Source organism: Agromyces capsici, from assembly GCF_058349965.1.
Genome location: NZ_JBYRET010000002.1, coordinates 166,069 through 184,016, shown reverse-complemented (window position 1 = coordinate 184,016; position 17,948 = coordinate 166,069). Strand labels below are relative to the sequence as shown.

Below are 17,948 nucleotides of genomic sequence, written 5' to 3'. Positions count from 1 at the left end.
CAACGACAGAAAGGCGTGCAGTGGACCTTCGCATCGGCATCCAGAACTCCCCCCGCGAGCTCGGCTTCGAGACCTCGCAGACGGCGGCGGAGGTCGAGCAGGCCGTCTCCGCAGCCCTGTCCGGCCAGTCGCCGGTGCTGCGCCTCACCGACAGCAAGGGCAACGTCTACGTGGTGCCCGCAGCGGCGCTCGCGTACGTCGAGATCGGCACCGAGGAGGCCCGCCGGATCGGGTTCGTCGGCTGATGGAGCTCCTCTTCGTCACGCTCGGCGGCGCGATCCTCGGCCTCGCGGCGCGCTACGCGATCCCCCGGCGCCGCACGCACGGCGTGGTCCTCGTGCCGGCCGTCGGCGCCGCCGCCGCCGCGGTCGCGTGGGTGGCGCTGACCTGGCTCGGCCTCGCGTGGGACGGCGGGTGGATCTGGGTGATCTCGCTCGTCGCCTCGGGCGCGGCGGCCGCCGGCACGGCCCTCGTCATCGGCCCGCGTCGCGAGCGGCAGGACGCCGAGGCGTTCGCCCGCCTCGCGAAGTTCGGCCTCTCGCACGGCTGACGCGGCCGAGGCCCGCATACGGGCGCGGGCGCGGCCGGACGCCGCCGACGATCGCCTCAGGCCGTGAGGCCGAGCGCGTCCATCCGGCGCGTGTGCGCCGCGATGAGCTCGGTGAACACCGGCTCGACGTCGGCGCCGAGCGCACCGGTCGATTCCGACGCGCGCAGCGCCGAGTGGGCGATCAGCAGTGTGTCGCCGACCAGGCTCCGCCCCCACAGCGCGAGGCGGTCGCCGAGCGTCATGTCGGCGGCGATCGCCTGCTCGAGCTCGCGGACGACGACCTCGTCGGCGCCCTGCTCGCCGAGGATGGCGCGCACGCGTGCGCCGAGCTCGGAGGGGAGCCCCTCCGACAGCCGCGCGAAGTAGTCGTCGAGCATGCCCGACGTGATGTGGATGCCGAGCAGCAGCTCGGTCCAGTCCGCACCCGAGGTCGCCTGCCGGAACCGGTCGGTGGCGGGCGCGAACGGCGCCATGACCTCGGCGGGTTCGGCGTCGAGCCGGCGCAGCTCGGCGATCAGGTCGTGGTGCTTGCGCAGCGCGACGCCCGCAGCGGCGCTCAGGCCCTCCTTCGCGCCGAGGTCGGGCGCGGTGGCGACCGCCTTTGCGAGGCTCTCGAAGAACTCGAGCTGGATGTACGCGGCCTGGCCGAGGAAGGCCACCGGGTCGGGCACGATCTCGGTGAAGTCGATGCGGGTGAGCTCGGTGGGTGCGACGCGAGGGCGCATCCTCGGCGCCTCGGGCCGCGGCAGGCGCGGCTTGGACCAGTTCACCACGCTCGCCAGCATAGAGGTCCCGCCCCGCGGAGGTTCATTTCCGGGCCTTCCCAGCCCGCTCGGATAGGGTGGTGGGGCACGCGGGCGATGGAACCGCGGCCGTGCGCCTGTCGATCGGAACAGGGCGCACCCCTTTCCGCATCACGACAGGTAGAACACGTGACCACTTTCACCGAACTCGGCATCGCGCCCGACATCGTCGAGGCTCTCGCCGGGAAGGGCATCAACGATGCCTTCCCCATCCAGGAGCAGACCATCCCCCTGGCCCTCACCGGCCAGGACATCATCGGCCAGGCCAAGACCGGCACGGGCAAGACCTTCGGGTTCGGCCTTCCGCTGATCCAGCGCCTCGGCGACGACCCCGAGCCGGGCGTGAAGGCGCTCGTCGTGGTGCCGACCCGCGAGCTGTGCGTGCAGGTCACCGAGGACCTCGAGCTCGCGACGTCCAACCGCCCCACCTCGATCGTGTCGATCTACGGCGGCAAAGCGTACGAGGGCCAGATCGAGCAGCTGAAGGCGGGCGCGCAGATCGTCGTCGGCACGCCCGGTCGCCTCCTCGACCTGGCGAGCCAGCGGCTGCTGTCGCTGAAGAACGTGACCGAGATGGTCCTCGACGAGGCCGACAAGATGCTCGACCTCGGCTTCCTCGCCGACATCGAGAAGCTCTTCTCGCAGACCCCGGCGAACCGCCACACCATGCTCTTCTCGGCGACCATGCCCGGCCCGATCGTGGCGCTCGCACGTCGCTTCATGTCGAAGCCCATCCACATCCGCGCGACCGACCCCGACGAGGGCCTGACCCAGGCGAACATCAAGCACCTCGTCTACCGCGCGCACTCCCTCGACAAGGACGAGGTGATCGCCCGCATCCTGCAGTCGGAGGGTCGCGGCAAGACCATCATCTTCACGCGCACCAAGCGTGCCGCCGCGAAGCTCGTCGAGGAGCTCAACGACCGCGGCTTCAACGCCGCGGCCGTGCACGGCGACCTCAACCAGGACCAGCGCGAGCGCGCGATGGCCGCGTTCAAGGCCGGCAAGAAGGACGTCTTGATCGCCACGGATGTCGCGGCGCGCGGCATCGACGTCGACGACGTGACGCACGTCATCAACCACACCATCCCCGACGACGACAAGACGTACCTGCACCGCGCAGGCCGCACCGGCCGTGCCGGCAAGACCGGCATCGCGGTGACCTTCGTCGACTGGGACGACCTGCACAAGTGGGCCCTCATCAACCGGGCGCTCGAGTTCGGGCAGCCCGAGCCGACCGAGACGTACTCGTCGAGCCCGCACCTCTACACCGACCTCGACATCCCGGCGGGCACCAAGGGGCGCCTGACGCCGGCGCCGAGCGCGCCGCCCACGCGGTCGAGCACCGCGGGCCGGCGTGAGGGCGAGGCGGCGACGGATGACGCCTCCCGCCCGCCCCGCTCGCGTTCGCGCCGCCGCACCCGGGCGGGTGAGCCGGTCGCCGAGGGCGCCGCGGCGGCTGAGTCGACCTCGTCCGCCTCGGCCGCCGCCGAGGTGAAGGAGCCGGGCGCCGGCACGCACGACGGCAAGGGCCCCGAGCACCACGACGGCAACGCCGCGCCGCGCCGTCGTCGCCGGCGCCGCGGTCCGCGCACCGGCGGCGCCGCGCCGATCGCGTAGCGATCCGGCGGTCCCCGCGGCTTATCGAGCCGCGGGCTCGCCCGCGCGGGGCACGACGGGCCGCGTGCCCGTCGCCTCGGCGACGATCCGCTCGACCACGTCGGGCTCGGTCAGGTGCTCGCCCAGCCGGTTCGGCTTGCCGAGCCCGTGGTAGTCGCTCGATCCGGTGACGGCGAGGCCGTACCTCGCGGCGAGCGCCCGAAGGCGCGGCCTCGACGCCGCGGTGTTCTCGGGATGGTCGACCTCGAGCCCGAACAGCCCGGCGTCGACGAAGCGACGCAGGCGTTCGTCGGTGATGACCTCCTCCGCGCCGCGCGTTCCGGGGTGCGCGAGCACGGGCACGCCGCCGGCGGCGCGGATGAGCCGGATGCCGCTGAGCGGATCGGGCGCGTAGTGCGGTTGGGCGTAGCCGGTCCGCCAGTGCAGGATGCCCGCGAACGCCTCGGACCGGGTGGCCGCGTGGCCGCGTGCGACGAGCGCGTCGGCGATGTGCGGGCGACCGATCGTGGCGCCGTCGTTGGTCTGGGCGAGCACGTCGTCCCAGGTGAGGTCGTAGTCGGCCGAGATGCGGCGCACGATCTTCTCCGCGCGCGACATCCGCGACTCGCGGATCCGCGCGGTCTCCGCGAGGAGCCCCTCGTCGCGAGGGTCCACCAGGTAGGCCAGCACGTGCACGCTCGCGAACTGCACGCGCGTCGACAGCTCCATGCCGGGGATGAGCACGACCCCGCGGGCCAGGGCCGCCTCGGTGGCCTCGGCCCATCCGGCCGTCGAGTCGTGGTCGGTGATGGCGATCGCCTCGAGCCCCGCGCGGAAGGCAGCCTCGACGAGCTCCGCGGGGGTGTCCGTGCCGTCGGAGACCGTGGAGTGCGTGTGCAGGTCGGCTGCGACGTGGACCGGGGCATCGGCCATGCCCCCATCGTAGGCGCGGCGGACCCGCCCGTCGGCGCGGCTAGGCTGGGCTGAATGCTCCCCCGCATCCTCGGCTGGGCGATCGCGCTCGGCACCGCAGCCGTCCTGGCTGTGCTGCTCTGGCCCCAGGCGTTCGGCCTGCAGAACCAGTGGATCGCCGCGCACGTCGTCGCGCTGCGCGCCGCCGCGGCCGTGTGCGCCGCCGCGACCGCCGCGGTGTTCGGCATCCTCGCGCTGACCGGCGCGTCACGGCGGTTCGGCGCGGCGATGGCGGCGATCCTCGTCGCGTTCGCGGTCGGCAATGCCGGCATCCTCGCCGTGCGCGGGTTCGGCTCCGGCGCGCAGCCCGCGGCTGCGGCATCCGAGTCGGTCACCGTGCTCTCCTGGAACACGCTCGGCGAGGTGCCCGACGCGACGACGATCGCCGAGCTCGCGCTCGCCGAGGAGGCCGACGTGGTCGTGCTCCCCGAGACCACCGCACCGCTCGGCGAAGAGGTCGCGATCGAGATGCGCGAGGGCGGGCGGCCGATGTGGGTGCACACCCAGTTCTTCGACGAGATCGCCAAGGCCCGTTCCACGACGCTGCTCATCTCCCCCGAGCTCGGCGACTACCAGGTGGTCAACGAGCCGTGGCCCGGCCCGCCCGGCAACACGAACACGCTGCCGAGCGTGGTGGCCGAACCCGTCGGCGGCGAGGGCCCGCGCATCGTCGCGGTGCACGCGGTCGCACCCATCCGCTGGGAGCTGCGCAACTGGCGCAGCGACCTCGACTGGCTGGCCGAGCAGTGCTCGGACGCCGACGTCATCCTGGCCGGCGACTTCAACGCCACGCTCGACCACTTCGCCGGGCGCGGCGTCGACGGCGGCGACCTCGGGCGGTGCACGGATGCCGCGGCGCAGGCCGGTTCGGCGGCGGTGGGCACCTGGCCGACCCGCCTTCCCGCCCTGCTCGGCAGCCCTATCGACCACGTCCTCACGACGTCCGGATGGCGCGTCGAGGCGTTCCGCGTGATCGAGGAGCTCGACGGCGCGGGCAGCGACCACCGCCCGATCGTGGCGACGCTCGTGCGCGACTGAGCGCCGAGCCGCGCCATCCGCTCGGTGCCAGAATGGGACACATGACGAACACCGGCGACGCCACCGCGACGGCCCACGAGGCCCGCCCCACCGACGAACTGCCCGCTGAGGAGTCCGACGCCAGGAACGCGAACCGTTCCACGACGCCCGAGTCCGAGGGCTTCAAGGCGTTCATCTTCGGGGGCTGGGCCGAGCGAGACGAGCCGCTGCCGGCTCCGCGCGCGCAGGCCGCGTACGCCGCCGCGCGTCGTGAACGCGTGTCGGCCGCGTTCCCCGGGCAGCGGCTGATCATCCCGGCCGGCGACATGAAGCAGCGCGCGAACGACACCGACTATCCGTTCCGGGCGCACTCGGCGTTCGCGCACCTGACCGGATGGGGTTCCGACTCCGAGCCCGGCGCGGTGCTCGTGATGGAGCCCACCGGCCACTCGGGTCACGAGGCGACCGTGTACTTCCGCGAGCGCGCCGGCCGCGACTCCGAGGAGTTCTACGCCAACGCCGCGATCGGCGAGTTCTGGATCGGCCCGCGCCCCTCGCTCGCGCACGTCGCCGCCGACCTGCAGGTCGCGACGAAGGACCTCGCCGCGTTCGGCCGCGTGACCGACGCGGTCGACACGGCCACGCTCGTGCTGCGCGAGGCCGACGCCGCGATCACCGAGCGCGTCGACCACGGCCGCCTGCGTTACGCGGCGGAGGCCGCGCTGTCGACCAACGCGTCCGACGCGCCGTTCAGCCTCGAGGTGAACGCCGAGCACGAGCCCGACGGCGAGCTCGCGCGCGTCGTCTCCGAGTTGCGGCTCGTGAAGGACGAGTACGAGGTCGCCGAGATGCGCGCCGCGGTCGACGCGACCGAGCGCGGCTTCGCCGAGGTACTCGCCGAGTTGCCGCGCATCACGAGCGAGGTGCGCGGCGAGCGCGTCATCGAGGGCGTCTTCGCCACCCGCGCGCGCCTCGAGGGCAACGACGTCGGCTACGGCTCGATCGCCGCGGCGGGCCCGCACGCGACCATCCTGCACTGGACCCGCAACGACGGCCCGGTCGTGCCGGGCGACCTGGTGCTGCTCGACGCCGGCGTCGAGCGCGATAGCTACTACACGGCCGACATCACGCGCACGTTCCCCGTGAACGGCACGTTCTCGCCGGTGCAGCGCCAGGTGTACGAGGCCGTGCTCGAGGCGGCGGATGCCGCGTTCCGGGTCGTGAAGCCCGGCGCGATCTTCCGCGAGATCCACGCCGCCGCGATGGCCGTCATCGCCCGGAAGACCGCCGAGTGGGGCTTCCTGCCGGTCTCCGCCGAGGAGTCGCTGCAGCCCGAGAACCAGTTCCACCGCCGGTACATGGTGCACGGCACGAGCCACCACCTCGGCCTCGACGTGCACGACTGCGCCCAGGCGCGCCGTGCGATGTACATGGACGGCGTGCTCGAGCCGGGCATGGTGTTCACGATCGAGCCGGGCCTCTACTTCCAGCCCGACGACCTGACCGTGCCCGAGGAGTTCCGCGGCATCGGCGTGCGCATCGAGGACGACATCCTCGTCACCGCCGACGGCGCCGAGAACCTCTCGGCGGGCATCCCGCGCACGGCCGACGAGGTCGAGGCGTGGGTGCGCGGCGCCCGAGGCTGACGCCCTGACGGCCGCTGCGCCACTTCCGCAACCTGCGCGCCGGCCGAACTGGTGCACGGGCCGCGGATGTGGCGCAGCGCAGGCGCGGCGGAGGCGTCAGGCGCCGTCGGCCTCGCGCCGCTCGCGCGCGGCCCGCCGCGCGGCATCCTGCGCCTCGCCGTAGGTGAGCGGACGGGAGTCGTCGACCGGCCGGGGCTCGGCCGGAGGCACGTCGTCGGACGGCGGGGCGGGGGCCGCGGGCTCGGCGGGGCGCTCGGCCGGCCGCTCGGCGGGCGGGGTCGTGACGACGGGGGCCGCGACGGGCGACGGCGGCGCCGCGGCATCCGTCACGCCCAGCACCTCGCGGGCCCGCGCGACGTGCGCGGGCTCGGCGATCACCGCGTAGCGCGTTGCGAGCACCTGCATGACCGACGTGAAGTCGCGGCGGCGGCGGTTGATCGAGTACGAGACGACGCTGAAGATCATGCCGAAGCCGGCGCCGATGAGGATCGCGGCGCCGAGGATGCCGAGCGAGGTGCCCGACGGCGAGAAGATGAACAGCAGCAGGCCGAGGAACGTGCCGAACCAGGCGCCCGACAGCGCGCCGGCGCCCGCCGCTCGGCCCCAGCTGAGGGTGCCCGTGATGCGCTCCACGCTCGTGAGGTCGTGACCGACGATCGAGAGCTCCTTCACCGGGAACTCGGCCTTCGCGAGCCGGTCGACGGCCGCCTGCGCCTCCTGGTAGGTCTCGTAGCTCGCGACCGTCTCCCCCTTGGGCAGTGTCGGGAAGGCGCGGCCGATGCGACCGCCGAACGGGCTCTGCGTGCTCACCGGGCCATTCTCCCATGGTGGTCGGCGCTCCCGCCGGAAGCGCAGGGCTCGGGGGTAAGTTGGAGGCGTGAGCGCCACGAGAGTCTTCGTCGCCCGACTCGCCGGGTGCCCCGTCTTCGACCCCGCGGGCGACCGCGTGGGCCGGGTCCGCGACGTGCTCGTCGTGTATCGCAAGAGCGACCCTCCGCGCGTCGTGGGGCTGATCGTCGAGATCCCCGGCAAGCGCCGCGTGTTCGTCTCGATCGGCCGCGTGACCTCGATCGGCGGCGGCCAGATCATCACGACCGGGTTGATCAACCTGCGCCGCTTCGAGCAGCGCGGCGGCGAGGTGCGCGTGATCGCCGAGATGCTCGGCCGCAAGGTCGCGTTCAACGACGGCTCGGGCACGGCGACGGTCGAGGATGTCGCGATCGAGGAGCGCGAGCCGGGCGAGTGGGAGGTCGACCAGCTCTTCGTGCGCCGGCCCAAGACGAGCGCGTCGCCGTTCGCGAAGGGACCCTCGGCGTACGTGACGTGGCGAGAGGTGCGCGAGACGACCGCCGCGGGCGAGGCGCAGTCGGCCGAGCAGCTCATCGCGACGTACTCCGAGCTCAAGCCGGCCGACCTCGCGAGCACGCTGCTCGACCTGCCGCCGCAGCGCCGCCAGGAGGTGGCCGAGGAGCTGCCCGACGACCGGCTCGCCGACGTGCTCGAGGAGATGTCCGAGTCCGACCAGGTCGAGATCCTCGCCAAGCTCGGCGACGATCGCGCGGCCGACGTGCTCGACCACATGCAGCCCGACGACGCGGCCGACCTCATCGCGCAGCTGCCTGAGGATCGGGGCGAGCACCTCCTCGAGCTCATGGAGCCCGAGGAGGCCGAGGACGTCCGCTTCCTGCTGTCGTACGGTCCCGACACCGCGGGCGGCCTCATGACGACCGAGCCGATCATCGTGTCGGCCGATGCCACGGTGGCCGAGGGCCTCGCCCTCATCCGCCGTCACGACCTGCCGCCCGCGCTCGGCGCCGCGGTGTGCGTGACCCTGCCGCCGTACGAACCGCCGACGGGCCGCTTCCTCGGCATCGTGCACTTCCAGCGGATGCTGCGGTACCCGCCGCACGAGCGCCTCGGCTCGCTCATCGACCAGGGGCTCGAACCGGTGCGCGCCGACACCTCGGCCGCCGAGGTCAGCCGCATCCTCGCCAGCTACGACCTCGTGTCGGTGCCCGTCGTCGACGAGAAGCACCGGCTCGTCGGCGTCGTCACGATCGACGACGTACTCGACTACCTGCTGCCCGATGACTGGCGAAGTCATCCCGACGCCGAGTCGGAGGTGACCAGACGCGCGTCCGCCCGCGCCCAGCTCGCCACCGGCAGCATCCCGATCGCACCCGGAAGGAGGGCAGGAGATGGCACGCGCTGACGCCGACGACCGTCGGTTCGACACCCCGAAGGGGCTTCGCCGATCTCCGTCGCCCATCCGCCTCTCGGGCGACCGCGACCGGTTCGGCCGGTTCACCGAGTGGGTCGCGCGCGCGATGGGCACACCGGGCTTCCTCGTCGGGCTCACGGTGTTCGCGCTCGGATGGATGGCCTGGAACACGTTCGCGCCCGAACCGTGGCGGTTCGATTCCATCGTGATCGGGTTCACCGCGCTGACGCTCGTGCTCTCGCTGCAGGCCTCGTACGCCGCCCCGCTGATCCTGCTCGCGCAGAACCGGCAGGACGACCGCGACCGCGTGCAGATCGAGCAGGACCGCCAGCGCGCCGAGCGCAACCTCGCCGACACCGAGTACCTGGCCCGCGAGGTCGTAGCGCTGCGGCTCGCCGTGCGCGACCTCGCGTCGAAGGAGTTCATCCGCCAGGAGCTGCGCCAGTTGCTCGATGAGCTCGACCGGCGCGACGAGGAGGAGTCGTCGCATGCCGCGCCCTGAGGCGGCCGACGTCGAGCGCGCCGTGCGGGCCGCGCTCGAGGGCGTGATCGATCCCGAGATCCGCAGGCCGATCACCGAGCTCGACATGGTCGAGCGCGTGGTCGCGACCGGGTCGGGCGTCGAGGTCGGCATCCGGCTCACGATCGTGGGGTGCCCGGCGTCCGACCGCATCGAGCGCGACGTGCGCCAGGCGGCCGAGCAGGTCGTCGGCGCCGGCAACGCGGTCGTCGAGCTCGGCGTGATGACGCCCGAGCAGCGGGCCGCGCTCACCGAACGGCTCCGCGGCGGCCGGGCCGCGCGCGGGAACCCGTTCGGGCCGGGCACACTCACACGCGTCATCGCGGTCACCAGCGGCAAAGGCGGCGTCGGCAAGTCGACGCTCACGGCGAACCTCGCGGTCGCGCTCGCCGCCCGCGGCCTCTCGGTCGGGCTCGTCGACGCCGACGTGCACGGCTTCTCCATCCCCGGCCTGCTCGGCCTGGTCGACGAGCACGGCACGGCGGTGCGTCCGACCCGCGTCGACGACATGATCCTCCCGCCCGTCTCGCACGGCGTGAAGGTGATCTCGATCGGCATGTTCGTCGAGCCGGCCGAGCCCGGCGGTCGCGGCTCGTCCGTCGCCGTCGCCTGGCGGGGGCCGATGCTGCACCGCACGCTGCAGCAGTTCCTCACCGACGTCTACTTCGGCGACCTCGACGTGCTGCTCGTCGACCTGCCGCCCGGCACCGGCGACGTCGCGATCTCGCTCGGCCAGCTGCTGCCGAACGCCGAGGTGGTCGTCGTCACGACCCCGCAGCCCGCGGCCGCCGACGTCGCCGAGCGGTCGGGTCGCGTCGCGCGGCAGACCGGGCAGCGCGTGGTCGGCGTGATCGAGAACATGGCGGCGTTCGCCCAGCCCGACGGGTCGCTCGTCGACCTGTTCGGCTCGGGCGGCGGCGACGAGGTCGCCCGCCGGCTGTCGGCGGGTGCCGACGAGCCCGTGCCACTGCTCGCGAGCGTGCCGCTCAGCGTCGCGCTCCGCCGGGGCGGCGACGACGGGCTGCCCGTGGTGCTCGCCGAGCCCGACGACCCCGCCGCCCGCGCGATCGAACAGGCCGCCGCGACGCTGGCCGCCCGACCGCGTTCGCTCTCGGGCCGGCGCCTCGACGTGTCGGTGCGGTGATCCGGATGCCGCGAGCCGACCGGTCACGTCGACGACTCGCGGTCGCATGCGTCGCCGTCGCCGCCACCATCGCCGGGCTCGCGGGGCTCGCCGGGTGCGCGCCGCGCGCCGCCGAGCCCGATCCGGAGGAGGGCCCCGGCCTGCCCGCGGGCCTCGCCGTCTCGGTGCAGCAGGGCCGGCTCGACGTGCCGCAGGGCCGGCTCGTGGTGCACCTCGAGAACACCGGCGAGCCCGTGACGGTCACCGCGCTCGAGGTCCGCTCGCCCGCGCTCGAGCCCGGCATGCGGCGCGACGACGACCCGTTCGAGCTCGCCGCCGACGACGCGATCGACGTGCGCCTCGACCTCACTCCGAGCGTCTGCGACGGCGACCCCGGCGCGATCGAGGTCGCCCTCAGTCTCCGCACCGCCGACGGCGCGCAGCGATCGGGATCGCTCACCCCCGACGACCCGTTCGGCACGATGGCCCGCATCGCCGATGCCGACTGCCTCGCCGAGTCGGTCGCCGCGGTCGCGGCGATCACGATGCCCGAGCGGCTGCGCAGCGAGGGGTCGGGGCCGGCCCGCCGGGCGTGGATCGACGTGCGCGTGGAGCCCGTGACATCCGCTCGACCGGCTCAGGACGGGGCCGGCACGGGAACGCTGCGGATCGACGGCGTCTCGGCGACCACGCTGCTCAGCGCCGAGGACGGCCTCGACTGGCCCCTCGACCTCGAGGTGGCCGCCGGCGACGCGCCGACCACGATCGAGCTCGCCGTGCGACCGGCCCGCTGCGACGCGCACGCGCTCGCCGACGACAAGCGCGGCACGATCCTGCCGTTCGCCGTGGCGACCGACGACGGCCGGGAGGGCCGGCTCGAGCTGCCCGCGGGCGACGCGCTGAAGGCCGACCTGTACGCCTACTACGCCGAGCGGTGCGGTCTCTCGGGGCCCGCCGCCTAGACTGGCCGCGTGTCCAACGCCGCCACCCGAACGTCGGTCCCCTCCTCCTACGACACCCTCCTCGACGACCTCGTCGCCTCGAGCGGGCGCACGGTCCCCATACCGACCCCGTCGACCGGCGAGACCCTGGTCGACCTGCCCCGTTCCACCGCCGACGACGTGCGCGGCGCCGTCTCCCGGGCGCGACTCGCGCAGCTCGCCTGGGCCCGCGCCGGGTTCGCGGCGCGCCGGCGCATCCTCCTCCGCGCACACGACCTCCTGCTCGACCGCCGCGAGCACCTGCAGGACCTCACGCAGCTCGAGAGCGGCAAGATGCGCGGGCAGGCCTTCGAGGAGGTCTACCAGGCGGCGGGCGTGACCAGGTGGCACGCGTTCTCGGCGCAGCGCGTGCTCCGCGGCGGGCGTCGGCGGCCGGGCATCCCCCTGGTGTTCTCGACCCGGGTCCGATACCGGCCGAAGGGCGTCGTCGGCGTCGTCACGCCGTGGAACTACGCCGTCAGCCTCACGGCGATGGACGTCGTGCCGGCCCTCGCCGCGGGGTGCGCCGTGGTGCAGAAGGCCGACGACCAGACCGCGCTGTCGATCCTGGCGGTGCGGCGCGCCTTCGTCGATGCGGGGCTTCCGGAGGCCGTGTGGTCGGTCGTCGCCGGCGAGCCCGACGAGGTGGGCGAGGCGCTCACCGACGAGGTCGACTACATCTGCTTCACCGGGTCGACGCGGACCGGCCGCCGCATCGCCGAGAAGGCGGCGCGCCGCCTGGTCGGCGCCTCGCTGGAGCTGGGCGGCAAGAACGCGCTCATCGTCCTCGACGACGTCGAGCCCGCCGCGGCGGCGAAGGATGCCGCGAACGCGTGCTTCTCGGCGATGGGGCAGCTCTGCGTGTCGGTCGAGCGCATCTACGTCGACCGGCGCATCGCCTCCGAGTTCACCGACGCGCTCGTGGCGCGCCTGTCAGAACCGGCGATCGGCTCGGCGCTCGACTACGAGTCCGACTTCGGCAGCCTCGCGACCGCGTCGCAGCTCGAGCGCGTGAAGGCCCACCTCGACGACGCGCTGGCCAAGGGCGCGAAGGTGCTCGTCGGCGGCCGCCACCGACCCGACCTCGGACCGTGGGCGTTCGAGCCGACCGTCCTGACGGACGTCACGCCCGACATGCAGGTCGTCTCCGAGGAGACCTTCGGCGCGATCGCGAGCCTCACCGTGGTCGACGGCGAGACCGAGGCGGTGCTCGTCGCGAACGAGTCCGAGTACGGCCTGAACGCATCGGTGCTGGCCGGGTCCACGCGACGCGGCCTGCGCATCGCCGAGCTGCTCGATGCCGGCAGCGTCAACGTGAACGAGGGCTACCGCGGCAGCTTCAGCTCGGTCGACGCACCGCAGGGCGGGCTGAAGCAGTCGGGGATCGGCCGCCGCAACGGAAGCGAGGGCCTCATGCGCTTCGTCGATCCGGTGACGGTGTCGGTGAACCGCCGGGTCATCCCGCTCCCGCACACGGGCCGGGAGTGGGAACGACTCGTGCCCCTGCTCCTGCTCGTCGCGCGCACGCTGCGCGCGGTCAGGCGCGCCTGACCGCCGCGCCGCCGCCGCCGCCGCCGCGACCGGCTCCGGCTACGTCGCCTCGGAGTCGAACGGCGCAGCCTCGCCGATCGCGAGCGCGTCGCGCTTGCGCTTGCGCTGCAGGTAGGCCGAGTTCTCGTTCACCGCGGCTCGCGCGACGACGGGCTTGGCCGGCTCGGCGAACGGGTCGACCTCGGTCAGCGCCTCGCGGATGATGCGACGCGGGTCGTACTGACGGGGGTCGAGCTTGCGCCAGTCGACGTCCTCGAAGTCGGGCCCCATCTCTTCACGCACGCGCGACTTCGCACCGTTCGCCATGTCGCGCATCGACCGCACGAACTTGCCCAGTTGCGCGGCGTAGTGCGGCAGCCGCTCCGGCCCCAGCAGGAACACGGCGATCACCCCGATGATGAGGAGTTTGTCGAAGGTGAGGCCGCCCATGCGTCAAGGATAGCGGCGGCGAGGCGTGTCGGGCGCCCGCGGGCGGACCCCTAGGCTTGGGGCTCGACAGAATCCCCGGGAGCCGCCACGTGTCCGAACACGACTTGAACTGGAAGTACGTCGACGAGTGCGTCGTCGAGTCGGAATCGATCGCGAAGGCCCGCCAGCAGTCCCTCGAGCTCGGCGTCGACCCCGTGTCGCCGGCCGTCGGCGCACAGCTGGCGGTGATCGCCGCCGCGAGCGACGCCCGCGCGATCATCGAGGTGGGCACGGGCGTCGGGGTGTCCGGGTTGTGGATGCTGCAGTCGGCGCGTTCGGCGCACCTGACCTCGATCGACACCGAGACCGAGTACCAGCAGCACGCGCGCGAGCACTTCGCCGAGGCCGGCATCGCCCCGGCGCGCGTGCGCCTGATCGCCGGACGCGCGAGCGAGGTGCTGCCCCGCATGAACGAGCGGTCCTACGACGTCGTCTTCGTCGACGCGGACGCCCCGTCGGTCATCGAGTACGTGGAGCACGGCCTGCGCCTGGCCAAGCCGGGCGGCAGCGTGCTCGTGGCTCGCGCCCTGTGGAAGGGGAGGGTGGCCGACCCGGCGCGGCGCGACGAGGCGGCGACGGCGTTCCGCGGGCTCATCTCGGAACTCGCGGCCTCCACTGCCGTCGTCACCGCCATCTCGCCGGCCGGGGACGGCCTGCTTCAGATCGTGAAGCTGGGCGCCTGACCTCAGGCTGCGTTCACGACGCCGCCGAGGACGTCGTAGAGCTCCTTGGCCTCAGCGTCGTTCACCGAGACGACGAGGCGGCCGCCACCCTCGAGGGGCACGCGCACGATGATGAGTCGCCCCTCCTTCACCGCCTCCATAGGTCCGTCTCCAGTGCGTGGCTTCATGGCCGCCATTGAGCTACCCCTTTCGTGGCTGAATCTCCATTATCTCGTATCGGACCGTCGGACGGCTCCGACGCGGCCGCCCTGTGGACGGCTCGGGCAAGCGTTCACCGCCGTGACACCGCCGGTTCGGGCGTCACGGCGGCGTCCAGTCGTAGCCGTCGATCCGCCACGCGATGAGCAACCAGCCGAACTGCAGCGCGAGCGAGGCGACGACCAGGCCGCCGCGCCACCACGGCGACCGTGGCACTGCGAGCGCACCCGCGAGCGGGAACATCGGCGCGAGGATGCGGAACGTGCTCGACTGCGGGAAGAACACCGCGAGCAGGTAGAGCGCGTAGCTGCCGAGCCACAGGCGGATGTCGACGCCCAGCCGCTTCACCCACGGCGAGACGAGCACGAGCGCGAACCCGACGATGAGCGCGATGGGGACGATCGTGCCCATGGGCTGGCCGAGCCACCAGTCGCCCGACTGGAACCACGGCGTGAACGGCACGAGCTCGACGTAGCCGATGTAGGCCGAGCGCCAGGCGAGCTCGGTGTCGGTGTACGCGCTCGGCACGCCCGTGGCCGCCCAGGCGATCGCGGGCCAGGCGAGCCCGGCGACGCCGGCGACGACGGCGACGGATGCCGCGGCCACGCGTTCGCGCGCGGGGAACGGGTCGCGCTCCCGCGTGACCCAGCGCACGATCCAGTGCAGTCCCAGGGTGAGCGCGAAGGCGAGCGCGCCGGGGCGCGTGAACGCCCAGACGACGACGACCGGCACGAGCCATCCGTACCGCCGGTCGACGAGCAGGAGCAGCGCGAGGGCGAGCCACAGGAAGCCGAGCGACTCGGCGTAGCCGAACTGCATGATGGGCGCCACGGGGGCGACGCAGAACAGCACGACCGCGAACATCGCCTGGTCGGGTTCGAGGAACCGCGACATGAGCCGGTGGAAGACGAGGGCCGCGCCGAGTCCGGCGACGAGCGCCACGACGACCGAGGCGAGCTCCCACGACACGCCGACGACCGTGAGCAGCCGCGCGACGCCGGGGAACACGGGCAGGAACGCCCACGCGTTCTCGGCGACGTGCCCGTCCTCGGTCAGCGGGAGCTCGGTCGGATACCCGGCCGCGGCGATGAACCCGTACCAGCGGGCGTCCCAGATGCCCGCGAACTCGAGGTAGCCGGGCTGTGCGCCGGTCCAGCCGTTCGGCCCCTGCTCGCGCGCGAGGTACAGCACGAACGCGGTCGTCACGATCCGCGCCGCCACGTAGACGAGGGTGACGCGTGCCCACCGCGGCAGCAGGCGCCACAGCACGCGCGGCGAGTGGCGGCTGCGGCGGTACGGGTCGGGCTCCCGCTCCTCGGCGGCCTCGTGCACGCTCACGCCGGTGCGCTCAGCTCTGGGCGCCGGTGAGCCAGCTCCGCAGGGCGCGCTCGCACCTGACGATCTCGTCGCAGTCGACCCGTTCGTCGTCGGCGTGCGCGAGCAGCGGGTCGCCCGGGCCGAAGTTGATCGCGGGGATGCCGAGCGCGCTGAAGCGCGCGACATCCGTCCAGCCGTACTTCGGTCGCGCCTCGGCGCCGACCGCCCGCACGAACTGGCGGGCCAGCGGGTCGTCGAGGCCCGGCCTGGCGCCCTCGGCCGAGTCGGTGATCTCGACCTCGTACTCGGGGAACAGGTCGCGCACGTGGGCGGCGGCCTGCTCGACCGACCGGCTCGGCGCGAAGCGGTAGTTCAGCGTCAGCACCGCTTCGTCGGGGATCACGTTGCCCGCGACGCCGCCATGCACGAGCACCGCGCTGAGGCCCTCCCGGTAGTCGAGGCCGTCGACCGTGACGGTCTCGGCCTCGTACGCGGCGAGCCGCTCGAGCGCGCCCGCGAGCTTGTGGATGGCGTTGTCGCCGACCCAGCTGCGCGCGGAGTGCGCGCGGCGCCCGCGCGTGCGCAGCTCGGCGCGCAGCGTGCCGTTGCAGCCGCCCTCGACCTCGGCCCGCGTCGGCTCGCCGAGGATCGCGAAGTCGCCCTCGAACAGCTCGGGGTGCACGCGCAGCACGCGCCCGAGCCCGTTGAGGCCGGCCGCGACCTCCTCGTGGTCGTACCACATCCACGTGACGTCGACCGCGGGGTCGACGAGATCGTGCGCGAGCTTGAGCTGCACCGCGACGCCGCCCTTCATGTCGACCGTGCCGCGCCCCCACAGGATGCGCCGGCCGTCAGCCTCCTCGAGCGTCGTCGGCAGGTTGTCGTTGATCGGCACCGTGTCGAGGTGGCCCGCGATGATCACCCGGCGCTCTCGCCCGAGGTTCGTGCGGGCGATGATCGTGTCGCCGTCGCGGACGATCTCGAGGTGCACCGCCTCGGCGAGCGCGTCGACGATCAGGTCGGCGAGCAGGCCCTCGTCGCCCGAGACGCTCGGGATGTCGCAGATCGCCTGCGTGATCGCGACGACGTCGGCGGACAGGTCGAGTGCTGCGGGTGCGGCAGCGGGCGCGGCGGGTTCGGCCATGCGTCGAGTCTACGGGCGGGCGGATGTAGCGCCCCGGCGCCGCACGTCACGCGCCGACCCCGCACCATCCGGCTCGGTACCCTTGGAGCATGCCCGCAGACTCGCCGAACACGACCGCGCCCACCGCCGCCTGGGGCGACGGACTCGCCACGATCGCCGCCGACGGCACGGTGCTCGACACGTGGTATCCCGCGCCGCAGCTCGGCGAGCTGCCCGATCCCGCGCCGGCCGCATGGGAGCCGCCCGCGGGCACCCTCGGGCCCGACGAGCGGCGCGGCGTGCGCGTGGAGGCGGTGCGCGTCGCCATCCGCCTCGACGATGCCCCCGCCGGCACGTCCGACGCGTACCTGCGCCTGCACCTGCTCTCGCACCTGCTCGTGCGCCCCAACTCGATCAACCTCGACGGCGTCTTCGGCCACCTGCCGAACGTGGCGTGGACCAACGCCGGGCCCGTGCACCCCGACGACCTCGACCGGCTCCGGCCCGTGCTGCAGCGCGCGGGCATCCACGTGACCGGACTCGACAAGTTCCCGCGGCTGCTCGACTACGTGATCCCCGAGCGCGTGCGGATCGCCGACGCGTCGCGCGTGCGCCTCGGCGCGCACCTCGCGCCCGGCACGACGGTCATGCACGAGGGCTTCGTGAACTTCAACGCCGGCACGCTCGGCACCTCGATGGTCGAGGGCCGCATCTCGCAGGGCGTCGTCGTCGGCGACGGCAGCGACATCGGCGGCGGCGCCTCCATCATGGGCACGCTCTCGGGGGGCGGCACGCAGCGCGTCGCCATCGGCGAGCGCGCGCTCCTCGGCGCGAACTCGGGCATCGGCATCTCGATCGGCGACGACTCGGTCGTCGAGGCCGGCCTCTACGTGACGGCCGGCACGAAGGTCGCCGTGATCGGCGCTGCGGGCGAGCGCGACCGCATCGTCAAGGCCGTCGAGCTATCCGGGCAGCCGAACCTGCTGTTCCGCCGCAACTCGCTCGACGGGCGCGTCGAGGTGCTCTCGCGGACCGGCGAGGGCGTCGTGCTGAACACCGCACTGCACGCCTGAGCGGCGCCCCGCCGCGGCATCCGTCGTCGCCCCCCGGGAGAGGTACAGTGATCACCCGAGGTGGCCGACGACGACCGCCCGGCTGCGCCGACACGAAGGAGTGA

The 17,948-nt window shown here is 73.4% G+C and carries 19 protein-coding genes; 12 read left to right on the top strand and 7 right to left on the bottom strand.

What is annotated here, in order from left to right; translation table 11 throughout:
- Positions 1–20 precede the first annotated feature (20 nt).
- A complete protein-coding gene (locus AC3RKB_RS14770; protein ID WP_491437019.1) occupies positions 21–245 on the top strand; it encodes a DUF3107 domain-containing protein in 225 nt (74 codons plus the stop codon).
- On the top strand, positions 245–550 hold the full coding sequence (locus tag AC3RKB_RS14765; RefSeq protein WP_491437018.1) for a hypothetical protein: 306 nt from the start codon (positions 245–247) through the stop codon (positions 548–550). The genes AC3RKB_RS14770 and AC3RKB_RS14765 overlap by 1 nt, the downstream gene beginning before the upstream one ends.
- 56 nt (positions 551–606) lie before the next feature.
- Here AC3RKB_RS14765 and AC3RKB_RS14760 read toward each other — a convergent pair whose 3' ends face one another.
- Positions 607–1,323 (bottom strand): ferritin-like fold-containing protein, encoded by a 717-nt coding sequence (locus tag AC3RKB_RS14760; protein ID WP_491437017.1) that lies wholly within the window; start codon positions 1,321–1,323, stop codon positions 607–609.
- Positions 1,324–1,482: 159 nt separating this feature from the next.
- Here AC3RKB_RS14760 and AC3RKB_RS14755 point away from each other — a divergent pair, with 159 nt between their 5' ends.
- Complete coding sequence (locus tag AC3RKB_RS14755) at positions 1,483–2,973, top strand: DEAD/DEAH box helicase (RefSeq protein WP_491437016.1); 1,491 nt, start codon at positions 1,483–1,485, stop codon at positions 2,971–2,973.
- A gap of 21 nt (positions 2,974–2,994) precedes the next feature.
- On the opposite strand, the gene AC3RKB_RS14750 is transcribed toward AC3RKB_RS14755, so the two are convergent.
- On the bottom strand, positions 2,995–3,885 hold the full coding sequence (locus AC3RKB_RS14750; RefSeq protein WP_491437015.1) for a PHP domain-containing protein: 891 nt from the start codon (positions 3,883–3,885) through the stop codon (positions 2,995–2,997).
- 54 nt (positions 3,886–3,939) lie between these two features.
- Between AC3RKB_RS14750 and AC3RKB_RS14745 the strand changes: the two genes are divergently transcribed.
- Positions 3,940–4,962, top strand: coding sequence for an endonuclease/exonuclease/phosphatase family protein (locus AC3RKB_RS14745; protein ID WP_491437014.1), 1,023 nt, complete (start codon positions 3,940–3,942; stop codon positions 4,960–4,962).
- Between the two features lie 41 nt (positions 4,963–5,003).
- Positions 5,004–6,587 (top strand): aminopeptidase P family protein, encoded by a 1,584-nt coding sequence (locus AC3RKB_RS14740; protein WP_491437013.1) that lies wholly within the window; start codon positions 5,004–5,006, stop codon positions 6,585–6,587.
- A gap of 96 nt (positions 6,588–6,683) precedes the next feature.
- Here AC3RKB_RS14740 and AC3RKB_RS14735 read toward each other — a convergent pair whose 3' ends face one another.
- Positions 6,684–7,397: a YflT domain-containing protein gene (locus tag AC3RKB_RS14735; RefSeq protein WP_491437012.1), complete on the bottom strand. Its 714-nt coding sequence runs from the start codon at positions 7,395–7,397 to the stop codon at positions 6,684–6,686.
- A gap of 67 nt (positions 7,398–7,464) precedes the next feature.
- Here AC3RKB_RS14735 and AC3RKB_RS14730 point away from each other — a divergent pair, with 67 nt between their 5' ends.
- The 5 genes from AC3RKB_RS14730 to AC3RKB_RS14710 are packed head-to-tail and all read left to right on the top strand — an operon-like array spanning position 7,465 to position 12,982.
- Positions 7,465–8,799 carry a magnesium transporter MgtE N-terminal domain-containing protein gene (locus AC3RKB_RS14730; protein ID WP_491437011.1) on the top strand — a complete coding sequence of 445 codons (1,335 nt, stop codon included), beginning with the start codon at positions 7,465–7,467 and terminating at the stop codon, positions 8,797–8,799.
- Entirely contained in the window at positions 8,786–9,310 is a 525-nt protein-coding gene (locus AC3RKB_RS14725) for a DUF1003 domain-containing protein (RefSeq protein WP_491437010.1), read from the top strand. Before AC3RKB_RS14730 ends, AC3RKB_RS14725 begins: the two co-directional genes overlap by 14 nt.
- On the top strand, positions 9,297–10,472 hold the full coding sequence (locus AC3RKB_RS14720; protein ID WP_491437009.1) for an Mrp/NBP35 family ATP-binding protein: 1,176 nt from the start codon (positions 9,297–9,299) through the stop codon (positions 10,470–10,472). The genes AC3RKB_RS14725 and AC3RKB_RS14720 overlap by 14 nt, the downstream gene beginning before the upstream one ends.
- 5 nt (positions 10,473–10,477) lie before the next feature.
- The gene (locus tag AC3RKB_RS14715; protein ID WP_491437008.1) at positions 10,478–11,413 is read left to right on the top strand and encodes a hypothetical protein; all 936 of its coding nucleotides are present in this window, start codon (positions 10,478–10,480) and stop codon (positions 11,411–11,413) included.
- Between the two features lie 9 nt (positions 11,414–11,422).
- Positions 11,423–12,982 (top strand): succinic semialdehyde dehydrogenase, encoded by a 1,560-nt coding sequence (locus tag AC3RKB_RS14710; protein ID WP_491437007.1) that lies wholly within the window; start codon positions 11,423–11,425, stop codon positions 12,980–12,982.
- 39 nt (positions 12,983–13,021) lie between these two features.
- Here AC3RKB_RS14710 and AC3RKB_RS14705 read toward each other — a convergent pair whose 3' ends face one another.
- The gene (locus AC3RKB_RS14705; protein WP_491437006.1) at positions 13,022–13,411 is read right to left on the bottom strand and encodes a twin-arginine translocase TatA/TatE family subunit; all 390 of its coding nucleotides are present in this window, start codon (positions 13,409–13,411) and stop codon (positions 13,022–13,024) included.
- A gap of 89 nt (positions 13,412–13,500) precedes the next feature.
- Here AC3RKB_RS14705 and AC3RKB_RS14700 point away from each other — a divergent pair, with 89 nt between their 5' ends.
- Positions 13,501–14,133: an O-methyltransferase gene (locus AC3RKB_RS14700; protein WP_491437005.1), complete on the top strand. Its 633-nt coding sequence runs from the start codon at positions 13,501–13,503 to the stop codon at positions 14,131–14,133.
- A 2-nt stretch (positions 14,134–14,135) separates the two neighbouring features.
- Here AC3RKB_RS14700 and AC3RKB_RS14695 read toward each other — a convergent pair whose 3' ends face one another.
- The 3 genes from AC3RKB_RS14695 to dapE all read right to left on the bottom strand — a co-directional run bounded on the left by AC3RKB_RS14695 (position 14,136) and on the right by dapE (position 16,792).
- Entirely contained in the window at positions 14,136–14,309 is a 174-nt protein-coding gene (locus AC3RKB_RS14695; RefSeq protein ID WP_019179788.1) for a DUF3117 domain-containing protein, read from the bottom strand.
- 124 nt (positions 14,310–14,433) lie between these two features.
- The gene (locus AC3RKB_RS14690; RefSeq protein WP_491437004.1) at positions 14,434–15,669 is read right to left on the bottom strand and encodes a hypothetical protein; all 1,236 of its coding nucleotides are present in this window, start codon (positions 15,667–15,669) and stop codon (positions 14,434–14,436) included.
- 10 nt (positions 15,670–15,679) lie between these two features.
- A complete protein-coding gene (gene dapE, locus AC3RKB_RS14685) occupies positions 15,680–16,792 on the bottom strand; it encodes a succinyl-diaminopimelate desuccinylase (protein WP_491437003.1) in 1,113 nt (370 codons plus the stop codon).
- 89 nt (positions 16,793–16,881) lie between these two features.
- Between dapE and dapD the strand changes: the two genes are divergently transcribed.
- A complete protein-coding gene (gene dapD, locus AC3RKB_RS14680; protein ID WP_491437002.1) occupies positions 16,882–17,844 on the top strand; it encodes a 2,3,4,5-tetrahydropyridine-2,6-dicarboxylate N-succinyltransferase in 963 nt (320 codons plus the stop codon).
- Positions 17,845–17,948 lie beyond the last annotated feature (104 nt).